Source organism: Collinsella sp. An271 (genome assembly GCF_002159695.1).
GTDB classification, from domain to species: Bacteria; Actinomycetota; Coriobacteriia; order Coriobacteriales; family Coriobacteriaceae; genus Collinsella; species Collinsella ihumii.
Window position 1 is genome coordinate 83,096 of record NZ_NFJE01000001.1, and the last position, 16,271, is coordinate 99,366.

Sequence of the window (16,271 nt, forward strand, 5' to 3'; positions counted from 1 at the left end):
GTGTCGATATGACGGGAGGCCCTGCGCAGCCCGACTGCAGCGCTGGGCTCCTCAACAATATTTTCATATCTGGAAGAATCCTCCATCACCCATTTGAGAAGAAAAATGGGTGGGTCGGTTGTGGCGCAATCTGCCGGACAAACGGCCTAGGCAGCTTCTCGGGCGGCGTGCCTGTAGCGTACCGTCGGTAGTGCAAATCGGGGACGTACCTTCTGCGTGCACAAATGCACGCAGAAGGTACGTCCCCGATTTGCATTCGTCGCTAGCGGAGGAGGTGGGCGGCGAGGTCTTGACGCCTTTTGACGCCGAGCTTTCTCAATACGATTGAGATGAAGCTCTTCACCGTGTTGGGGGAAACGCCCAGATGCTCTGCTATCTCCTGATTGGTCCAGCCGCGCGCTGCGAGCATGGCCGCAGCGAACTCCGTGGTCGTGAGGTTGTCCGCCACCTTATCGCCGGTATCCGGGTTGTGGATCCGTCTCCAGCCGGCGGAGAAGCGGTAGGTGATCTCGATGATGCGCCGGAAGTCATCCGGCCAAGAGGGTTTGATGACCGCTTCAAGCATCCCGCCCAGCAGGCCGTGATGCTCGCCCAGCGGTTCGATGAGGTCGTCGGGTCGGGCAAGGTTCCATGCGGCAAGCAGATGACGCTTCGCATCCTCGACGCGACGTAGGGCCATGAGGTCCATGACGGCGATAAGGTGCAGGTAGATGGTCGGAATGGGATAGACCTCGTCCATCATGGCAAATGCTCCGAGGGCAAGACCGAGACTTGTCTCGTACTGGCCGTCCAGGTAGAGCCGGTGTGCTTCGACATAGCAGGAGAACATGCGCAGACCGGACGGGAGAAGCGGAAGCGTTTCGCGGGCGGAGGGAAGTCCCTCCGGGTCGGGAAGGTGCAGCAAGACGCAGGCGGTCCGCGTGATGAAGGCGGCCGAGGCGCTCAAAGATCCGTCCTGGCCTTTCTCCTTGCTTGCGGCCAGAGATTTCATCGCGTGCTCCAAGACGGTTCGCGCCTCATCGATCTCCCCCAGCGCAAGGCTTGCATACGAGAAGATCAAGCAGCACGAAAGCCTGATTTCGAGATCTGGAGATGAAAGGTTCTTGCGGGCGAGCTCGGCTGCGCGCCTGGCGTCCCCGGTAAAGTAGGCGAGCTCGGTGAGCGCGACGTCCCGGCGCTCCCCCGCTTCGAGAGAGTCTGCATATGAGCGCGCGTGGCCGGGTTTGAACGGAGCGTTCATCAGAGGCATGAGGTTGGCGCACGTGCTCGGGGTTCGACGTTTGGGCACGGGTTGCGGGTCGATCGAGGCGCTGCGCGGGTCTCCTGGCTTTACCGTGCCCTCGGGGATGCGCCAGGTGCGGGAGAAGCGCTCAGCCCCATCGATGCGGCCCTGGGCGCAATAGCGTTGCACGAGCCGCTCGGACACACCCCATCGGCGCGCGGCCTCGCTCACCGTCATGTATTTCATGATGCCTTCCCCCTTACGGCCGCCACGAACATGCGCGACCGCTCTCTTGTCTGGAAGAAGCATAGCAAACTCCGTTCGTACGAACGAACACTTTGCCGTTAACGGAATGCGCGGGTTGTCTATTGGGGCGAACTTGTGCGCGTGTGAGATGCTTGCGCCCGGGCTTGCGGTCGCGCCCGCGCCCCGAACGGGGTTCGATCCACCGAGGGCGGTAACAAAAGAGCCCCTACCGAAGTAGAGGCTCATAAAATTCCGAGGGTGGAGACGAGGGGGATCCGCGGTCGCCTGCGCGACCGCACCCGCTTCGGCCGCTCTCGCGGCCTCGCGCGCTGCGCGGCGAACGGCTCCGCCGTTCACACGCTCCGCGCCCCGAACGGGGTTCGATCCCCCGAGGGCGGAAACGAAAAGAGCCCCTACCGAAGTAGAGGCTCTTATAATTCCGAGGGTGGAGACGAGGGGGATCGAACCCCTGACCTCTTGACTGCCAGTCAAGCGCTCTCCCAGCTGAGCTACGCCCCCGTGGTGCGAGAGATACTATACGGGACGCGCGCGGCGAATGCAAGCGGAAATTTCAACTTTTTCTTGTGCGCTGGGAAACGCCGTCGGAACACGTCGAGAAGCAGATGACAATCCCGCTTGTCCTCACCTACTGCCGACGCCTGCGGTCATGTAGCTTGGAGCTATAGAATGCGCTCTTATCGCGGTACATGAGCCTGTCCGCCTCGTCGAATTGCTCGAGGATGCTGCACGGCTTGCTTCTCCAAGAGCAACCGACGGCGATCTCGATGTCATCGTCGTGCATGAGCTTCAGCGATAGTTCGACCTGACTCCTGAATTCGTTTTCGTCGGATTCGGAGTCGATGACCACGAACTCGTCACCTCCGATGCGGAAGGTCGACCCTGAGAACGCCTCAGAGATATGGCGCGCGGTTCGGCAGATAAGATCGTCGCCTGCCGCATGGCCCTTCTGATCGTTCATGGCTTTGAGGCCGTTGATGTCGAAGTACGCGATGCCGAGTTGCTCGACGTCGGCATAGCTTTCGCCATCGAGCTCCTGGCTGAACTTAGTGCGGTTGTAGAGATGCGTCAACCCGTCCTCGTAGCTCATACGCGCAAGAGACTTCTCGACCATGATGCGCTCGGTGATATCGAAGACGATTTTTTGGATGATGTCGCCCCGCTCATCGGACGAGATAAACGTGTTGACGGAGTTTACGTAAATGGAGTCGCCTCCCTGGCGCCTCACCTGGCAAACGGCAGACGCCTGGTCGCCCGGGACACGGAGCCCCTCCATAAGGTCAGCAAAACGTTTTGCATCAGCTTCGTCCATGAAGGGGCAATACCCCGCGCTCCAATCGATGTGCTGTACATCGTCAACAGAAATCCCCATGAGGTCGGCGGTGCCGCGATTGGCGAACAGCAGCTCGTATGCACCGTCGTGTTTGCGCGCGAATCGAATGATCGAACATGGGACGGTGTCATAGATGCTGTGGAGGACCATGGACTGGCTGTCGATCTCGCGCTGCTTCTCCTTGAGGCATTCTTGGAGGTAATCGTAGGAATGTTTCGCCATGGCGGTCGGAAAGCCGACGTCACCGGGGACCATCTCGACATACGGGTTCGAGAGGTGCAGGTGGTTGCATTTGAGCTCGCCGTTGATCTTGCGGAACACGGTCGTGATGCGCTGGTGAACGCGAAGGTAGATATTGGTCGATGGGTCGGTTGTTACCCAAAGTCTACCTGAGCAGACGTAGATGCCATCAGCGACCTCGATGACGTCGTAATGCTCGTCGGTCAGGTTGCATTTAGGCACCTTCCCGGCGAATTGACGAAAGACGTTCAATACGTTCTCGAGGCCGGTGCAGTACTCCTCCTCCCCTGCTCCGACCCAGCTGAACGGGTCGGCGAACGAGGCGGTCACGGTATCGACATCGTTCTCATCGTAATGTTTATGCAGCATGGCGCTCGTAAGGCGAGCTGCCGCTTCTTTGTCGCGCTGGATCTCAGATTCGCGGGATTCCATCGGGACCTTTCATTCACGTGTACACATACGTTTGTCGGTACTATCTACCATACCAAAGCGCACGCGCCTTTCGCAGCAAGTCGCTTGAGGGTGTCGAGAAATCCACGCGAAGATACGTTTTGTGACGGGGTCGTTGTTGCCCATGCCGACGCAGGGGAACGTCATGGGCAACAATGACGACCGGGCTAGACGACCATACGGCTGAGCGCGTCGATGACCTCATCGGTGAACTGGGTTGTGCCCACGGCGCCATCATATGAGCCGGTTAAGGCGCGGCGGACGTCCTGCGTGACCGAGGCCCCAGAGCTCAGCGTCACGCGCACGGCGGCGCGGATGCGCGCGGCAGCGGTGGTCTCGCCAAGGTGGTCGAGAAGCATGCATGCGGATAGAATCTCCGCCGTGGGGTTCGCCACGTCATGTCCAGCGATATCGGGCGCGGAGCCGTGGGTTGCCTCGAAGATCGCGCACCCGTCGCCGATGTTGGCTCCCGGGGCCATGCCGAGTCCGCCGATCAGCCCTGCGGACAGGTCGCTCACGATGTCGCCGTACAGATTGGGCAAGACGAGCACGTCGAAGTCTTCGGGATGCATGACGAGGCCCATGCACGCAGCATCCACGATCTTATCCTCGAAAGCGATGTCCGGGTACTCTGCGGCAACGTCGCGGGCGACGTGCAGATACAGTCCGTCGGTGCACTTCATGATATTCGCCTTGTGCACCGCCGTGACCTTCTTGCGACCGTTCGCGCGAGCGTATTCGAACGCATAGCGCACGATTCGTTCCGAAGCTGCGCGGGAAATGGGCTTGATCGAAATCGCCGTTTGGGGTCCGAGCTCCTTGCCGGTTTGCTCCTTTAGGGTATCGGCGATGGCGCTCGCCCCCACGGAGTCAGCGTCGAACTCGATGCCTGCGTAGAGATCCTCGGAGTTCTCGCGGATGATGACGAGGTCCACGTTGTCGTAGCGCGATCCGTCTCCTGGCATGGAGGCGCAGGGGCGCACGCAGGCGTAGAGGTTGAAAGCGTGGCGAAGCGCGACGTTGACGCTGCGGAAACCGTTCCCACGGGCGTCGTGATCGGGCCTTTAAGGGCGACGCCGTAGGTGCGGATCGCGTCGATGACGTGGTCGGGCAGAGGGGTTCCGTATTGATCGATGACACCTGCACCGGCTTGGACTTCATGCCAGCTGATGTCAACACCGGCGGCGGCAATAACGCGCTGGGCGGCGCGCGTGATTTCTGGTCCGATACCGTCTCCTGGAATCAATACGACTTCGTGCGTCATGTCGACCTCCTCTGGCTTCAGTCCTTGTTGTTCATGCTGTTCAATGCGTGAGATAGCTATATGCATCTTATTCGAGCTGAACAAGGGGCTGCAAGCAATGTAACAGGCTGTTTGTTGTTTCTCTTGTGTTCGAGTGCGGAGTGCGAATGTAGCATCTTCCTACGCCGGGCACGTAGATGCGACGGAATGGTTGGGCTCGAAATTTGGGAAGGTTGAATATGGGCAAGGCGATAACGCATTCACAAAACGTGGAGGCCTCTTCACATTTTCAAAATTGGGTCTTGCGCCGAATCTGATTTTGGGCCATTATATCTCTCGCACCACGGGGGCGTAGCTCAGCTGGGAGAGCGCTTGACTGGCAGTCAAGAGGTCAGGGGTTCGATCCCCCTCGTCTCCACCCTCGGAATTTTATGAGCCTCTACTTCGGTAGGGGCTCTTTTCGTTTACGGGTTGTTTGGGGACGGGTTCGTTTCAACCCATCGGGGCACGAAGCGTGCGAACGTTCGCATTCCGGCCTAATTGATGCTTCTTTGAACAATGAGGAATGGGCCGCGCCCCATATGAAATGGAGCGCGGCCCGGTTGTTATCTGTGAGCTGAGCCTACTGTGCGAGTACGCCCGCGTTCACGGTATTCTCCATCATTGCAGCCATCTCGGAACGAGTGATTTCTCGGACTCCCTGAAGCGAACGGGTGCCGTCCGGGTTCTCCACGCCGTTGACGACGCCCTTCTGGACCGCCCACGCAACGGCCGGGCGGGCCCATTCGGATACGGACTCGGCATCAGCAAAGTCATCGAGGACCGAGAGGTCGACATCGGACAGGTCGGCAGCCATGGCCTTGGCAACCACGGCGCAGAACTGCTCGCGGGACAGCGCGTCGCCGACGCCGAATGAGCCGGTTCCTTCGTAGCCGGTCATGATGCCGTTGGCTACCGCCCAATTTACGGCGTCGGTGTACCAGTCGTCGGACACGTCGGAAAGGCCGGAGTCAGAAGCCCCGGGCTCGCCGCCAAGGTAGTTGTAGAGGACCGCAGCGGCCTGCTCTCGGGTGAGGATGTCATTGGGACCGAAGTCGCCATTGTCGTACCCGTGGAAAACCCCGTTGTCGATCGCCCAGTCGACGGAGTCGTGGTACCACTCATCTTGGTCGATGTCGGGGAACTGATGCGTGGTGCAAAGGTCTCCACCGTCGCAGCCGAAGACGACCTCGACCGTGACGCCGCCCTCAGGCATCTCGAACGTGACGTTGCCGTCCTCATCGGTCGCCGTCTCGACGCGGTTGCCTTCGGAGTCAGTCACAACGACGTCGCGGACCTCCTGGCCGGGCTCGGGCTCGGTGACGATCGTGGCGGTGTCTCCAACAGGGACGGGCTCAACGGAAACAGATCCGCCGTCGGCTGCGGGTACCTCGACGTCCTCAACCGGGTCAGGCTCAGGCGTCGGCTCGGGGTCGGGATCCGGGGTTGGCTCCGGGTCAGGATCGGGGGCGGGCTCTTCGGTTTCGTCAACAAGCCTGATTACTGCGCTCAGCCATGGTTCAACAGAAGCTGAACCGGACATATTTGCGCATATCGAGGCATAACCTTCAGGTGTCTTATGGTCTGCACCTCCTGTTGACACGCCGTTGTGGTGTGTTTCCCAGTAACGATATGTTGCAAAATCGATGGTGTACGTACCATCTTCATTCGGAGTCGCTTCAATCCAATTCAAATCGCTTGGGGTTGTTCCAGGGGTGATGGAGCTGGAGATGTCGAAACGCGATTCTCTGCTAAAGATAAACTCATCTTTATTTCCAATATCATCAGCCAGCGCGTAAACCTTTTTTCCTGCAGGAACTTCAAATGTTGCCGTTACGTGATAAATCGCATAGCCTGGAATGTCTGCAGGAAGCATCGTAGTGCTAACAGCGTAGTTATTTGTATACAGGTAATCAAACGTGCCATCATCGTTCATGGCAGCAAGCTGCATACCGGTATCGATGCCGAAGACCAAAGGAACGTCTTTGGGGATGCCAACGAGCGCAAAGCCGTCCTGAACATAGCGAGTCACATCGAGATTATCAGTCGAATAATGCTCGGTGTGGAAACCGGTAATATCATAGCCTTGTATATAGACGCGTTGATCGTCCGTTAGCATGGGAATCGATGTGGAGTCCACCATGATCCCAACGACTTCAGAGGTAAATGCTCCGTAATCGACGGTCCCAAAACTTTTACAAGCCAGAATGGTTGTCGTATCAATTTGTTTCTTGGGGTCGTCCCATGCTTGCGTAGTAGCGACATTGAGGTTGTCTTCGTATCCTGTTGACCCATTCTGGCTATCGATATATACCTCCATGGAATCGGTTGCGTCGGTCAGATGGTACTGAGGCAACACGTACACAGGTTGGAGTACCACGGAGTAAATTGTTTTAGGCAAAGTGTTGCCGATGAGGGTGCCATAAGGAAGTGATGCGGCTCCATTGGCAATCTCTTCAGATGTAACAATGGCCGTTCCAAAATGATCACATTCAGGATCTTCCTGCGGGTACACAATGTAGTAAGCAGGGGCATGCCCTTCAAATTCCGGTACCTCGAACGATTCGATTTGGAAGTGTTTGCCGTCTTCCTGGACAGTCAGCTGATAGGTCTCAACTACTTTACCGCAGTAGTTTCGCATCTCGGCAGCATGCTCCGTCTTAGCCGCCTCATCTGCGATGGCGTCCTCTGCATATGCCGTGACAGGGAGTGCGGGCTGCATACCAAGCGTCAGCCCGAGTCCTGCTGCGATGAATGCAGGTATTGCTCTTCTGATCACCTTGCTTGATGTTGCCCAGTTGTTTCGTTTCTGCATTGTTGCTCCTTCTTTCCGCAATGGACGAAGTGAGCGATCCGGCCGTTTGGAACTTTCGGACTCCTCACGGCATACATGAGAAACTAATTTTCGCTGAAGTTGTTGCGCAACAAAGACAGATGGGCGATTTAACTGCCCTAGCGGGCGGTTCTCTCCCCTAACAGCCCCCTACCCCGCCTCGTACGGGGTAACGCTGTTGCCCTTTACCAGAAACGCCTTCTTGGCATAGCGCATCATCGGCAGATCAACCAGGTTGTCGGTGTAGTACTCGTCCGGGACGGCGTCGTCCCCGAAGACCTCTTTAAAGGCCTTGACCTTGTTGTCGCCGAAGTTGAGGTGGATGAGCTCCAGCGTTTCGTAGTCAATCGTGGAGCATATGCAGCAGGAAATGCCGGTGCGCCTCATGAACTCATCCATCGTGTAGTTGAACGAGGCCGTGATGATCACATCGTCGGGCCTCGGCGTGTACCAGGGCTTGATCTTGTGCATATGGCTGTCCCAAAACGCGTTCACGACGGTCGGGATGTCGTCAAACGATGTCAGGAACTGATGGATGTACTTGTTGATAGCCTTCTCGATATCCTCGCGGGAAGACTTCGACCGCTGGTAGCGAATCAGGTGATAGATCACGGGAAGGATGTAGCGGATGTTGCGGGGCGCAAACCTGAGCGAGAACAGGTAGAAATCAAGTGGGCTCTCGCCATCGTAGATGGTGTTGTCGAAATCGAGCACGCGCATGCGAAGCCTCGACCCCTCTCCTTGATATGCTGAGCCCCCGCCCCGTTATGATACGGCTCGGAGCGATGCGCGCCGCTGAGTGCGCATCGCTCCTGACACAGTGTTTACAATGCCCGCCGGTCCATCCTACCGAAGGGCGCTTCGCTTATCGACGCTCGGAGCGAACCGTCTCCGCGAGCTTCGCGACCACCTCGTCGATGGCGACGTCCTCGCGCTCGCCGGTGGCACGGCACTTCAGCTCGACGGTGCCGTTCTTGATGCCGCGCTTGCCCACGATGAGCTGATACGGGAAGCCCATGAGGTCGTTGTCGGCGAACTTGACGCCAGGCCGCTCGGCGCGGTCGTCGAACACGACCTCGACGCCCGCGGCGGCCAGCTCGTCGGCAAGGCGCGCGGCCTCGTCGAACGCCTCGCCCTTCTTGTCGAGCGCGATGACGCTAACCTCGAAGGGGGCGATGGAGGTCGGCCAGATGATGCCGTTCTCGTCGTTGTGCTGCTCGACGACGGCAGCGAGCGTGCGCGAGATGCCAACGCCGTAGCAGCCCATGAGGAACGGCTTCTCCTCGCCGTTCTCGTCGGCGAAGGTGGCCCCCATGGCCTCGGAGTACTTGGTGCCGAGCTGGAAGACCTGCGAGACCTCGATGCCGCGCGCACCGGCCAGCGGCTTGCCGCAATGGGGGCAGGGGTCGCCGGCGTGCACGGTGATGAGGTCCGCCCACTCGTCAACGGTGAAGTCGCGATCGGGGCAGGCGCCGGTGAAGTGGTAGTCGACCTCGTTGGCGCCGCAGGCCCACTTCTTGGACGTGCGGAGGTTCTCGTCGACCACCAGGCGGATGCCCTCGGGCAGGTTGACCGGCCCGATGAAGCCCTTATGCAGGCCATGGGCCTCGAGCTCCTCGTCGGACATCATATGATAGGCGCCGAAGAGGTGCTCGGCCTTGCACTCGTTGAGCTCGTGATCGCCCGGGACGATGCACACGACTGGGGTCCCGTCCTCTGCGATGAGCGCGAGCGACTTGCGGGTGCCGTTCTCAGGGAAGCCGAAGAACGCGGCCACGGCCTCGATCGTGCCGAGGCCGGGCGTGTGGACCTTCTGGAGCGTACCGTCGCCGGGGCCCTCGGTGACCTCGACGGAGGTCGTTGCGGCCTCCTCGTCGGCGGCAAAGCCACAGTCGTCGCAGTAGACGAGGGCTGCCTCGCCGGCGTCGGCAAGCGCCATGAACTCGACGGAGGTGTCGCCGCCGATCTGCCCGGAGTCTGCGACCACCGGCAGCGCGCGCAGGCCGCAGCGCTCGCAGATGTTCGCGTAGGCTTGCTTCATGTCGTCGTAGATCTCCTGCAGGGATTCCTGGGTGGCGGAGAATGAGTAGCCGTCCTTCATGATGAACTCGCGCCCGCGCATGAGGCCGAAGCGGGGCCTCATCTCATCGCGGAACTTGTCCTGGATCTGGTACAGGTTCACGGGAAGCTGCTTGTAGCTGCGCAGCTCGTTGGTGATGAGGTCGGTCACGGTCTCCTCGTGCGTGGGGCCGAGGGCGAACTCGCGGTCATGACGGTCGGTGACGCGCATGAGCTCGGGGCCGTAAGCGTTCCAACGGCCGGACTCGCGCCAGAGCTCGGCGTCGGTGAGGATCGGCATGAGGAGCTCCTGCGCGCCGGCCGCATCCATCTCGTCGCGCACGATGGCCTCGATCTTCTTGAGCGACCGCCATGCGAGCGGCAGATAGGAATAGAGGCCGGCTGCCTGCTTGCGGATCATGCCGGCGCGCAGCAGCAGGCGATGGCTTGCGAGCTCGGCCTCGGCAGGATCCTCCTTGAGCGTGGGCGCATAGAGATTCGACATCTTCATGACGCGTTTGGTGGCAGACACGTTTAATCTCCTCACGATGGTCGTTATATACACACGGCATGCATCTTACCGCACGTGGCGGGCATGCGGCTATGCAATCGGGCACTCTCCCCTTTTGCGCATATTACGGGCATTACAGGCGTTCGATCTCCGCCATGAGCTCGTCGACGATGTTCTCCTCGTCGATCTTGCGGATCACCTCGCCGTGGCGGAACAGCAAAGCGCTGCCCTTGCCGCAGGCGACGCCGACGTCCGCGTCGCCCGCCTCCCCCGGTCCGTTGACGACGCATCCCATGACGGCGACGGAGATTGGCTTGGTCACGGTCTGCAGCCTGCGCTCCACCTCCTGGGCGATGGGGATCAGGTTCACCTGGGTGCGCCCACAGGTGGGGCAGCTCACGAGCTCCGGTCCACGGCGACGGATGCCGAGGCATTCGAGGATTCCCCATGCCACCGGCGGCTCTTCGACGGGATCGGCCGTGAGGGATACGCGAAGGGTGTCACCGATGCCCTCGGCAAGCAGGATGCCGAGCCCTACGGAGCTCTTGATGGTCCCTTGGCGAATCGTCCCCGCCTCGGTCACGCCGAGATGCAGCGGTACGTGGGGCAGCTCGCGCGAGAGGGCCCGATACGTCTCGATGGTCGTCGGAACGCTGTGCGCCTTGGCGGAGAGCACGATGTTCTCAAAACCGCGCTGCTCGAAATGCTCGACGAATCTCATGGAGGAGGCGACGAGCTTTTCCGGCTGGGTAAGGTCCTGGCGCTCGGCGATATCGCGCTCGAGCGAGCCGGCGTTCACGCCGATGCGGATGACGGCTCCAGTTTGACCCGCGGCGTCGATCACCGCGTCGACCTTTTCCCATGAACCGATGTTGCCGGGGTTGATGCGCAGCTTTGCGGCCCCGGCCTTGACGGCACCTATGGCCAGTCGGTAGTCGAAGTGGATATCGGCCACGATGGGCACGGGGCTTTCGGCGCAGACCTCGCGAAAGCTGTCGAGCGCATCTTCGCGCGGCACGGTCACGCGCACGATATCGCAGCCGGCGGCGGCAAGGGCACGAACCTGATCGAGCGTTGCGGCGGCATCGGCGGTGTCGGTGCACGTCATGGACTGCACGACGACGGGTGCGCCCCCGCCGATCGGGACCGACCCGACCATGACCTGACGGGTGTTTTGGCGCGGTAGCTTGGTATCCATGGGTCTCCTTATCTCCTGCGAGCGGGCGAGGGCGAACGCGCGTCTCCCTTGTCGCTCATCACGAGAGCCTGCTAGAAGAAACGGGTGATGTCCTGTTGGAGCATGTAGACGAACAGGGCCATGAACAAGGCGACGCCCACATAGGACAGGATCGACCTGATGCGCAGCGGTACCTTGCGACGGGTGATGGCCTGCACGACCTCGATTACCAGTTTACCGCCATCGAGCGGGGGAATAGGCAGCAGGTTCATAAGGCCGACGGAAAGCGAGATCAGCGCGGCGAACGTCAGGTAGATCGCCGGGCCGCTTGCGGCAGCCTGGGCGGACATGACCGAGATGCCCACGATTGACGTCGAGCCGCTGAGGACCTCCATGGTCTGCGTGGGCACGAGCAGGGAGATGACGCCGGAAACCGTCTGGTAGATGTAGTCCGCGGAGACGAAGAACGAGTCGATGGGGTTGAGCGTGAAGTTCTCGTAGGGAACGTTGATGCCGATGAGGCCCTCTTCGTCGGGGGTGATCTCGACTGTGCGCTGGGAGCCGTTCCGCTCGACATCCAAGGAGATGGTCGCGCCGGGATCGGTATCTCCGGCAGCCTGAAGCGCGGTCACGAGCGCCGTCCACGAATCGGTCTGCTCTCCGTTGACCGAGATCACCACGTCGCCCGATTCGAGACCGGCAGCATCGGCGGGAGAGCCTTCCACGACCGATCCGATCCGGTTGACATCGACGGGAACGTCGAAGCCGATGATCGAGTACACGCTCATGAGCAGGAGAAACCCGAACACGACGTTGACGGCGATACCGGCGACGAGCATGAACGCGCGCTTGAGGAACCCGACGCCGGCATAGGTCCGCGACCGCTCGTGCTCAAAGAACGCGTCTTGTCCCATCGGGGGCTCCCACGCCTCGCCCTCCCCCGTCGCATGGGCGGCATCGAATGCCCGGCCGTCGTAGACGGTGTTCCCTGCGGCATCGCGCGGCAGGGCGGCGAAGGTGCCCGCCTCGTACTTATCGCGCTTTCGGTCGTCGTCGGCGAAGACGGGGGCAATGGACCCCCACCCCATGAGCTGGATGCAGGCCTCCTGAACGTCCTCCGCGTCGATTCCGAGCTCGAGGGCGAGTTCCTCCACGGTGACGGTTCCATGGCGGTGGATGGAGGCGAGCACGTCGGGGGTGCTCGGGATATCGAGGTCGTCCATGCCGCAAATGGCGGCGTATCCGCCAAGCAGGATGGGAGTGACGCCGATCTTGGTACCCGATCTCCTCAACGTGGTATGGAGGTTGAACCGGCAGGGCATGCCGAGAAAGAATTCGGTCACACGGATGCCGCAGGCGCGCGCTGCGAGAAAATGGCCGCCCTCATGGATGAAGATGAGGATGGAGATGGTGACCAGGCCCCAGAAGACCGTTGATACGACACTTATGAGCATATCCATATGAGACGCCTATCGACGCGTATGCCTTACGATCGCGCGGCACAAGCCTCCGCCGCACGGCGCCGCGCCCACCGATCGATGTCGGCAAGCTGCTCGAGCGATTGGACGGGCTGGACATCGTGGTCGTCCATGCAGGACTCCACGATGCGGTCGATATCGGTAAACGAGCACGTCCCGTCCAAAAACGCCGCAACGGCGACCTCGTTGGCCGCGTTGAGCACGCACGGCAGGGTGCCCCCCGTACGACCCGCGATCTCTGCGAGATGCAGGCACCGGAACGCACTCGTATCGGGCTCGCCGAAATCAAGGGAGCCGAGCGTGCGGAAATCGACGCGTGGCGCCGGCGTCGACCACCGATCGGGATAGGAGAACGCATACTGGATGGGGATGCGCATGTCCGAGGCGCCCAGGTGGGCGATAACCGATCCGTCTTCGTATTCCACCATGGAGTGGATCTTAGACTGGCGCTGGATGAGCACGCGGACAAAATCCATATCGACACCGAACAGATGGCACGCCTCAATGCGCTCAAGGCCCTTGTTCATGAGGGTTGCAGAATCGATGGTGATCTTGGCCCCCATGTTCCAGGTGGGATGAGCGAGCGCGTCGGCGACGGTGACCTTCTCGAGCTGATCTCGGCTGTATCCGTAAAACGGGCCGCCGGAGCACGTCAACCAGATGGCATGGGCCTGATCCGCGCGCTCGCCGAGATAGCACTGGAAGATCGCGGAGTGCTCGGAGTCGACGGGTAGGAGCTGACCGGGTTGAGCCATCGGCATGAGCAGGTCGCCGCCGACGACCAGCGACTCCTTGTTGGCCAGGGCAAGCTGTTTTCCGGCCTGGAGAACGGCTGCGCTCGCCGCGAGGCCCGCGGCGCCGACGATCGAGACGAGCACGCAGTCGACGTCGTCGGATACGGCAAGGTCGACTGCGGCCTGCGCCCCGAAGGCGCATGCGCAGCCGTCGGGCAGATCCTGCAGCGCAGGGTCGCCGTCGCGGCGCTCATCGGTCACGGCGACGCGCTCGACGTCGAATTCCCGTGCTGCGGCGACGAGTTCGGTCACCCGGCTATGGGCGGTGAGGGCGACGATCTGGAGCTTGTCGGCATGCTGGCGGCACACATCGAGCGCCTGCGTGCCTATGGATCCGGTGCAACCGAGGATTGCGATGCGCTTGCGGCCGTCTTCACCGCACGTTGCTGTAAAGCTCATAGGACGCCTCCGATGTGAAGCAGCAGGTACGCGGTGATGCATCCGAAGATCAGCGAGTCCGATCGGTCGAGCATGCCGCCGTGCCCGGGAATGAGGTTGCCGGAATCCTTGACGCCGACGCCCCGCTTGATACGGGATTCGATGAGATCGCCGAATACGCCGAGGACGGAAACGATGAGGGCGGTGACGATGGCGAACCACAGCTCGAGGTCGTACAAGCCGGTCGCCCATAGGATGAGCCAGATGATGACGGAACCGAACAGGCCGCCGACAAAGCCCTCCCAGCTCTTGTTGGGAGAGATCTTGGGAACCATCTTGTGCTTCCCGATACGGCTGCCCACGAGATAGGCGCATGAGTCGCTCACCCACAGCGAAGCGCAGACGCCGATCGAGAGCAAGGCGCCCTCGAAGCCCGGGAGCGCGTCGCGGGTGAGAACGATGGCGGACATCATGAACCCGGTATAGATGGGCCCGAACGCCGTCACGGCCACATCGGCGATGCGCGTGCGGGGCGAGTAGACGTACCAAAGGCCCATCGAGAGCACGAGGATGAAGATGAGGGCGGTGAGCCACAGCGGGTCGACGAGCGCGGACAGCGGGAACAGGAACGCGGCGGCAAGGCCCAAAAGCTCGTTGGGAACCTTGCCGTCGAGCCGCATCATGCGGTAGAACTCGAAGCAGCACAGCCAGCTCATCGCGGCGACGAAGATGGCCGTCGGCATCGTGCCGAGCATCAGGCAACCTATGAACAGAGCGGCATAGATGAGGCCGAAGCCCGTACGGACCAGAAGGCCGTGCAGCCTGCCGCCCTTGGTCGTTTGAGAGACGGAGCCGCCCTTTGCGGACGGCTCACGGTCGGTGTTGTCGTGGATCTGATCCAACGGTACTCCTCATGGGTCAGGACGCATCAGTTCGTCTTGGAGAGGCCTCCGAAACGCCTATCGCGTCCTTGGAACGCCAGGATCGCGCGGACGAGCTCCCAGCGGTCGAAATCGGGCCAATACGTATCGGTGATGTAGAACTCCGAGTAGGCGATCTGCCAAAGCAGGTAGTTGGAGACGCGCATCTCGCCAGACGTCCGGACCACCAGCTCGGGGTCGGGCAGGCCCGCGGTGTAGAGCTGGTTCGCCACGCAAGACTCATCGATGGCGTCGACGTCGAGATCTCCGTTTTGGACGAGCCGGGCGATGGAACGCGCGGCGCGGGTGATCTCCGCCCGGCCTCCGTAGTTCACCGCGAGCGCCAGCGTCATGCCGGTGTGGTCGCGGCAGGCCTCCAGGCCGTACTCGAAGACCTTCCGCGTGCGCTCGGGCAGCGCGGAGATGTCGCCCAGGAACATAACGCGGACGTTTTCGCGCTTGAGGAGCGGAAGCTCATCGATAAAGGTCTTGGCGAACAGGTGCATGAGCACGTTCACCTCGTGCTGGGGGCGGTTCCAGTTCTCGGTCGAGAACGCGTAGGCGCTCAGCACGTCGACACCCAGGCGCACGGCGGCGGTGATGACTTCGCGCAGGGAGACGATGCCCGCCTTGTGCCCCTCGGTACGAGCGAGGCCGCGCGCGGTCGCCCAGCGGCCGTTGCCGTCCATGATGCAGGAGATATGGCGCGGGATGCGCGCCATATCCAGCTGGGCTATATCGAGATCCGCCGGAGCGTCGCTGAAGTACTCAGCGAACTTGGCTTCATCGTAGTGCACTTAGATCTCCATGACCTCTGCTTCTTTGGCCTTCAGCATCTCGTCGATCTTCTTGACGTAGTCGTCGGTGTGCTTCTGGACCTTGGCCTGCTCGCGACGGACATCGTCCTCGGTGAGGTCCTCGTCGCGCTCAAGCTTGTTGTTGGCGTCGCGACGGATGTTGCGGATGGCGACCTTGGCCTGCTCAGCGAGTTCGCGGCACTCCTTGACCAGCTCGCGACGGCGCTCCTCGGTGGGAGCGGGGAACGGCAAACGGACGATCATGCCGTCAGAGGAGGGCGTGATGCCCAGGTCGGAGGCGGAGATGGCCTTGACGATGGCGTTGACGAGCGCCTTGTCCCAGGGCTCGACGACAAGCATGTGGGCCTCGGGCGTCTTGACGGCGGCGACCTGCGTGATCGGCGTGGCGACACCGTAGTAGTCGACCGTGATGTCGGACAGGATGTTGGCGTTGGCGCGACCCGTGCGCACCTTGGCGAAGTTGTGCTTCAGGTTCTCGAGGGTCTTGTCCATGTTGTCGGTGATATCGGCCAT

Annotated in this window: 12 protein-coding genes, 2 tRNA genes and 1 pseudogene; 2 read left to right on the forward strand and 13 right to left on the reverse strand. The window is 61.1% G+C overall.

Annotated elements, in window-relative coordinates; genetic code table 11:
- Positions 1–262 precede the first annotated feature (262 nt).
- From B5F74_RS00370 to B5F74_RS00385, 4 genes and pseudogenes are all read right to left on the reverse strand, one after another.
- Positions 263–1,468, reverse strand: a complete 1,206-nt coding sequence (locus B5F74_RS00370; RefSeq protein WP_158095646.1) for a helix-turn-helix domain-containing protein — start codon at positions 1,466–1,468, stop codon at positions 263–265.
- Between the two features lie 446 nt (positions 1,469–1,914).
- A tRNA-Ala gene (locus B5F74_RS00375) sits at positions 1,915–1,987 on the reverse strand.
- A gap of 127 nt (positions 1,988–2,114) precedes the next feature.
- A complete protein-coding gene (locus tag B5F74_RS00380) occupies positions 2,115–3,428 on the reverse strand; it encodes a diguanylate cyclase (RefSeq protein WP_158095647.1) in 1,314 nt (437 codons plus the stop codon).
- A gap of 248 nt (positions 3,429–3,676) precedes the next feature.
- Positions 3,677–4,725, reverse strand: a pseudogene (locus B5F74_RS00385) (isocitrate/isopropylmalate family dehydrogenase).
- Here B5F74_RS00385 and B5F74_RS12745 point away from each other — a divergent pair.
- Positions 4,636–4,824 (forward strand): hypothetical protein, encoded by a 189-nt coding sequence (locus B5F74_RS12745; protein ID WP_343217541.1) that lies wholly within the window; start codon positions 4,636–4,638, stop codon positions 4,822–4,824. The pseudogene B5F74_RS00385 and the gene B5F74_RS12745 sit on opposite strands and share 90 nt — an antisense overlap.
- Positions 4,825–5,097: 273 nt before the next feature.
- A tRNA-Ala gene (locus B5F74_RS00390) sits at positions 5,098–5,170 on the forward strand.
- Positions 5,171–5,374: 204 nt separating this feature from the next.
- Here B5F74_RS00390 and B5F74_RS12315 read toward each other — a convergent pair.
- From B5F74_RS12315 to frr, 9 genes are all read right to left on the reverse strand, one after another.
- Positions 5,375–7,606, reverse strand: a complete 2,232-nt coding sequence (locus B5F74_RS12315) for an S-layer homology domain-containing protein (protein WP_158095648.1) — start codon at positions 7,604–7,606, stop codon at positions 5,375–5,377.
- A gap of 168 nt (positions 7,607–7,774) precedes the next feature.
- Complete coding sequence (locus tag B5F74_RS00415; RefSeq protein ID WP_087199105.1) at positions 7,775–8,344, reverse strand: haloacid dehalogenase-like hydrolase; 570 nt, start codon at positions 8,342–8,344, stop codon at positions 7,775–7,777.
- 145 nt (positions 8,345–8,489) lie between these two features.
- Complete coding sequence (locus B5F74_RS00420; protein WP_087199467.1) at positions 8,490–10,193, reverse strand: proline--tRNA ligase; 1,704 nt, start codon at positions 10,191–10,193, stop codon at positions 8,490–8,492.
- Between the two features lie 133 nt (positions 10,194–10,326).
- Positions 10,327–11,391, reverse strand: a complete 1,065-nt coding sequence (gene ispG, locus B5F74_RS00425; RefSeq protein ID WP_087199106.1) for a flavodoxin-dependent (E)-4-hydroxy-3-methylbut-2-enyl-diphosphate synthase — start codon at positions 11,389–11,391, stop codon at positions 10,327–10,329.
- Positions 11,392–11,462: 71 nt separating this feature from the next.
- Positions 11,463–12,830 carry a site-2 protease family protein gene (locus tag B5F74_RS00430; protein ID WP_087199108.1) on the reverse strand — a complete coding sequence of 456 codons (1,368 nt, stop codon included), beginning with the start codon at positions 12,828–12,830 and terminating at the stop codon, positions 11,463–11,465.
- A gap of 26 nt (positions 12,831–12,856) precedes the next feature.
- Positions 12,857–14,041 carry a 1-deoxy-D-xylulose-5-phosphate reductoisomerase gene (dxr, locus tag B5F74_RS00435; protein ID WP_087199110.1) on the reverse strand — a complete coding sequence of 395 codons (1,185 nt, stop codon included), beginning with the start codon at positions 14,039–14,041 and terminating at the stop codon, positions 12,857–12,859.
- Positions 14,038–14,922 (reverse strand): phosphatidate cytidylyltransferase, encoded by an 885-nt coding sequence (locus B5F74_RS00440; RefSeq protein WP_239283297.1) that lies wholly within the window; start codon positions 14,920–14,922, stop codon positions 14,038–14,040. Before B5F74_RS00440 ends, dxr begins: the two co-directional genes overlap by 4 nt.
- 26 nt (positions 14,923–14,948) lie before the next feature.
- On the reverse strand, positions 14,949–15,737 hold the full coding sequence (locus B5F74_RS00445; protein WP_087199112.1) for an isoprenyl transferase: 789 nt from the start codon (positions 15,735–15,737) through the stop codon (positions 14,949–14,951).
- Entirely contained in the window at positions 15,738–16,271 is a 534-nt protein-coding gene (frr, locus tag B5F74_RS00450; protein WP_066832108.1) for a ribosome recycling factor, read from the reverse strand.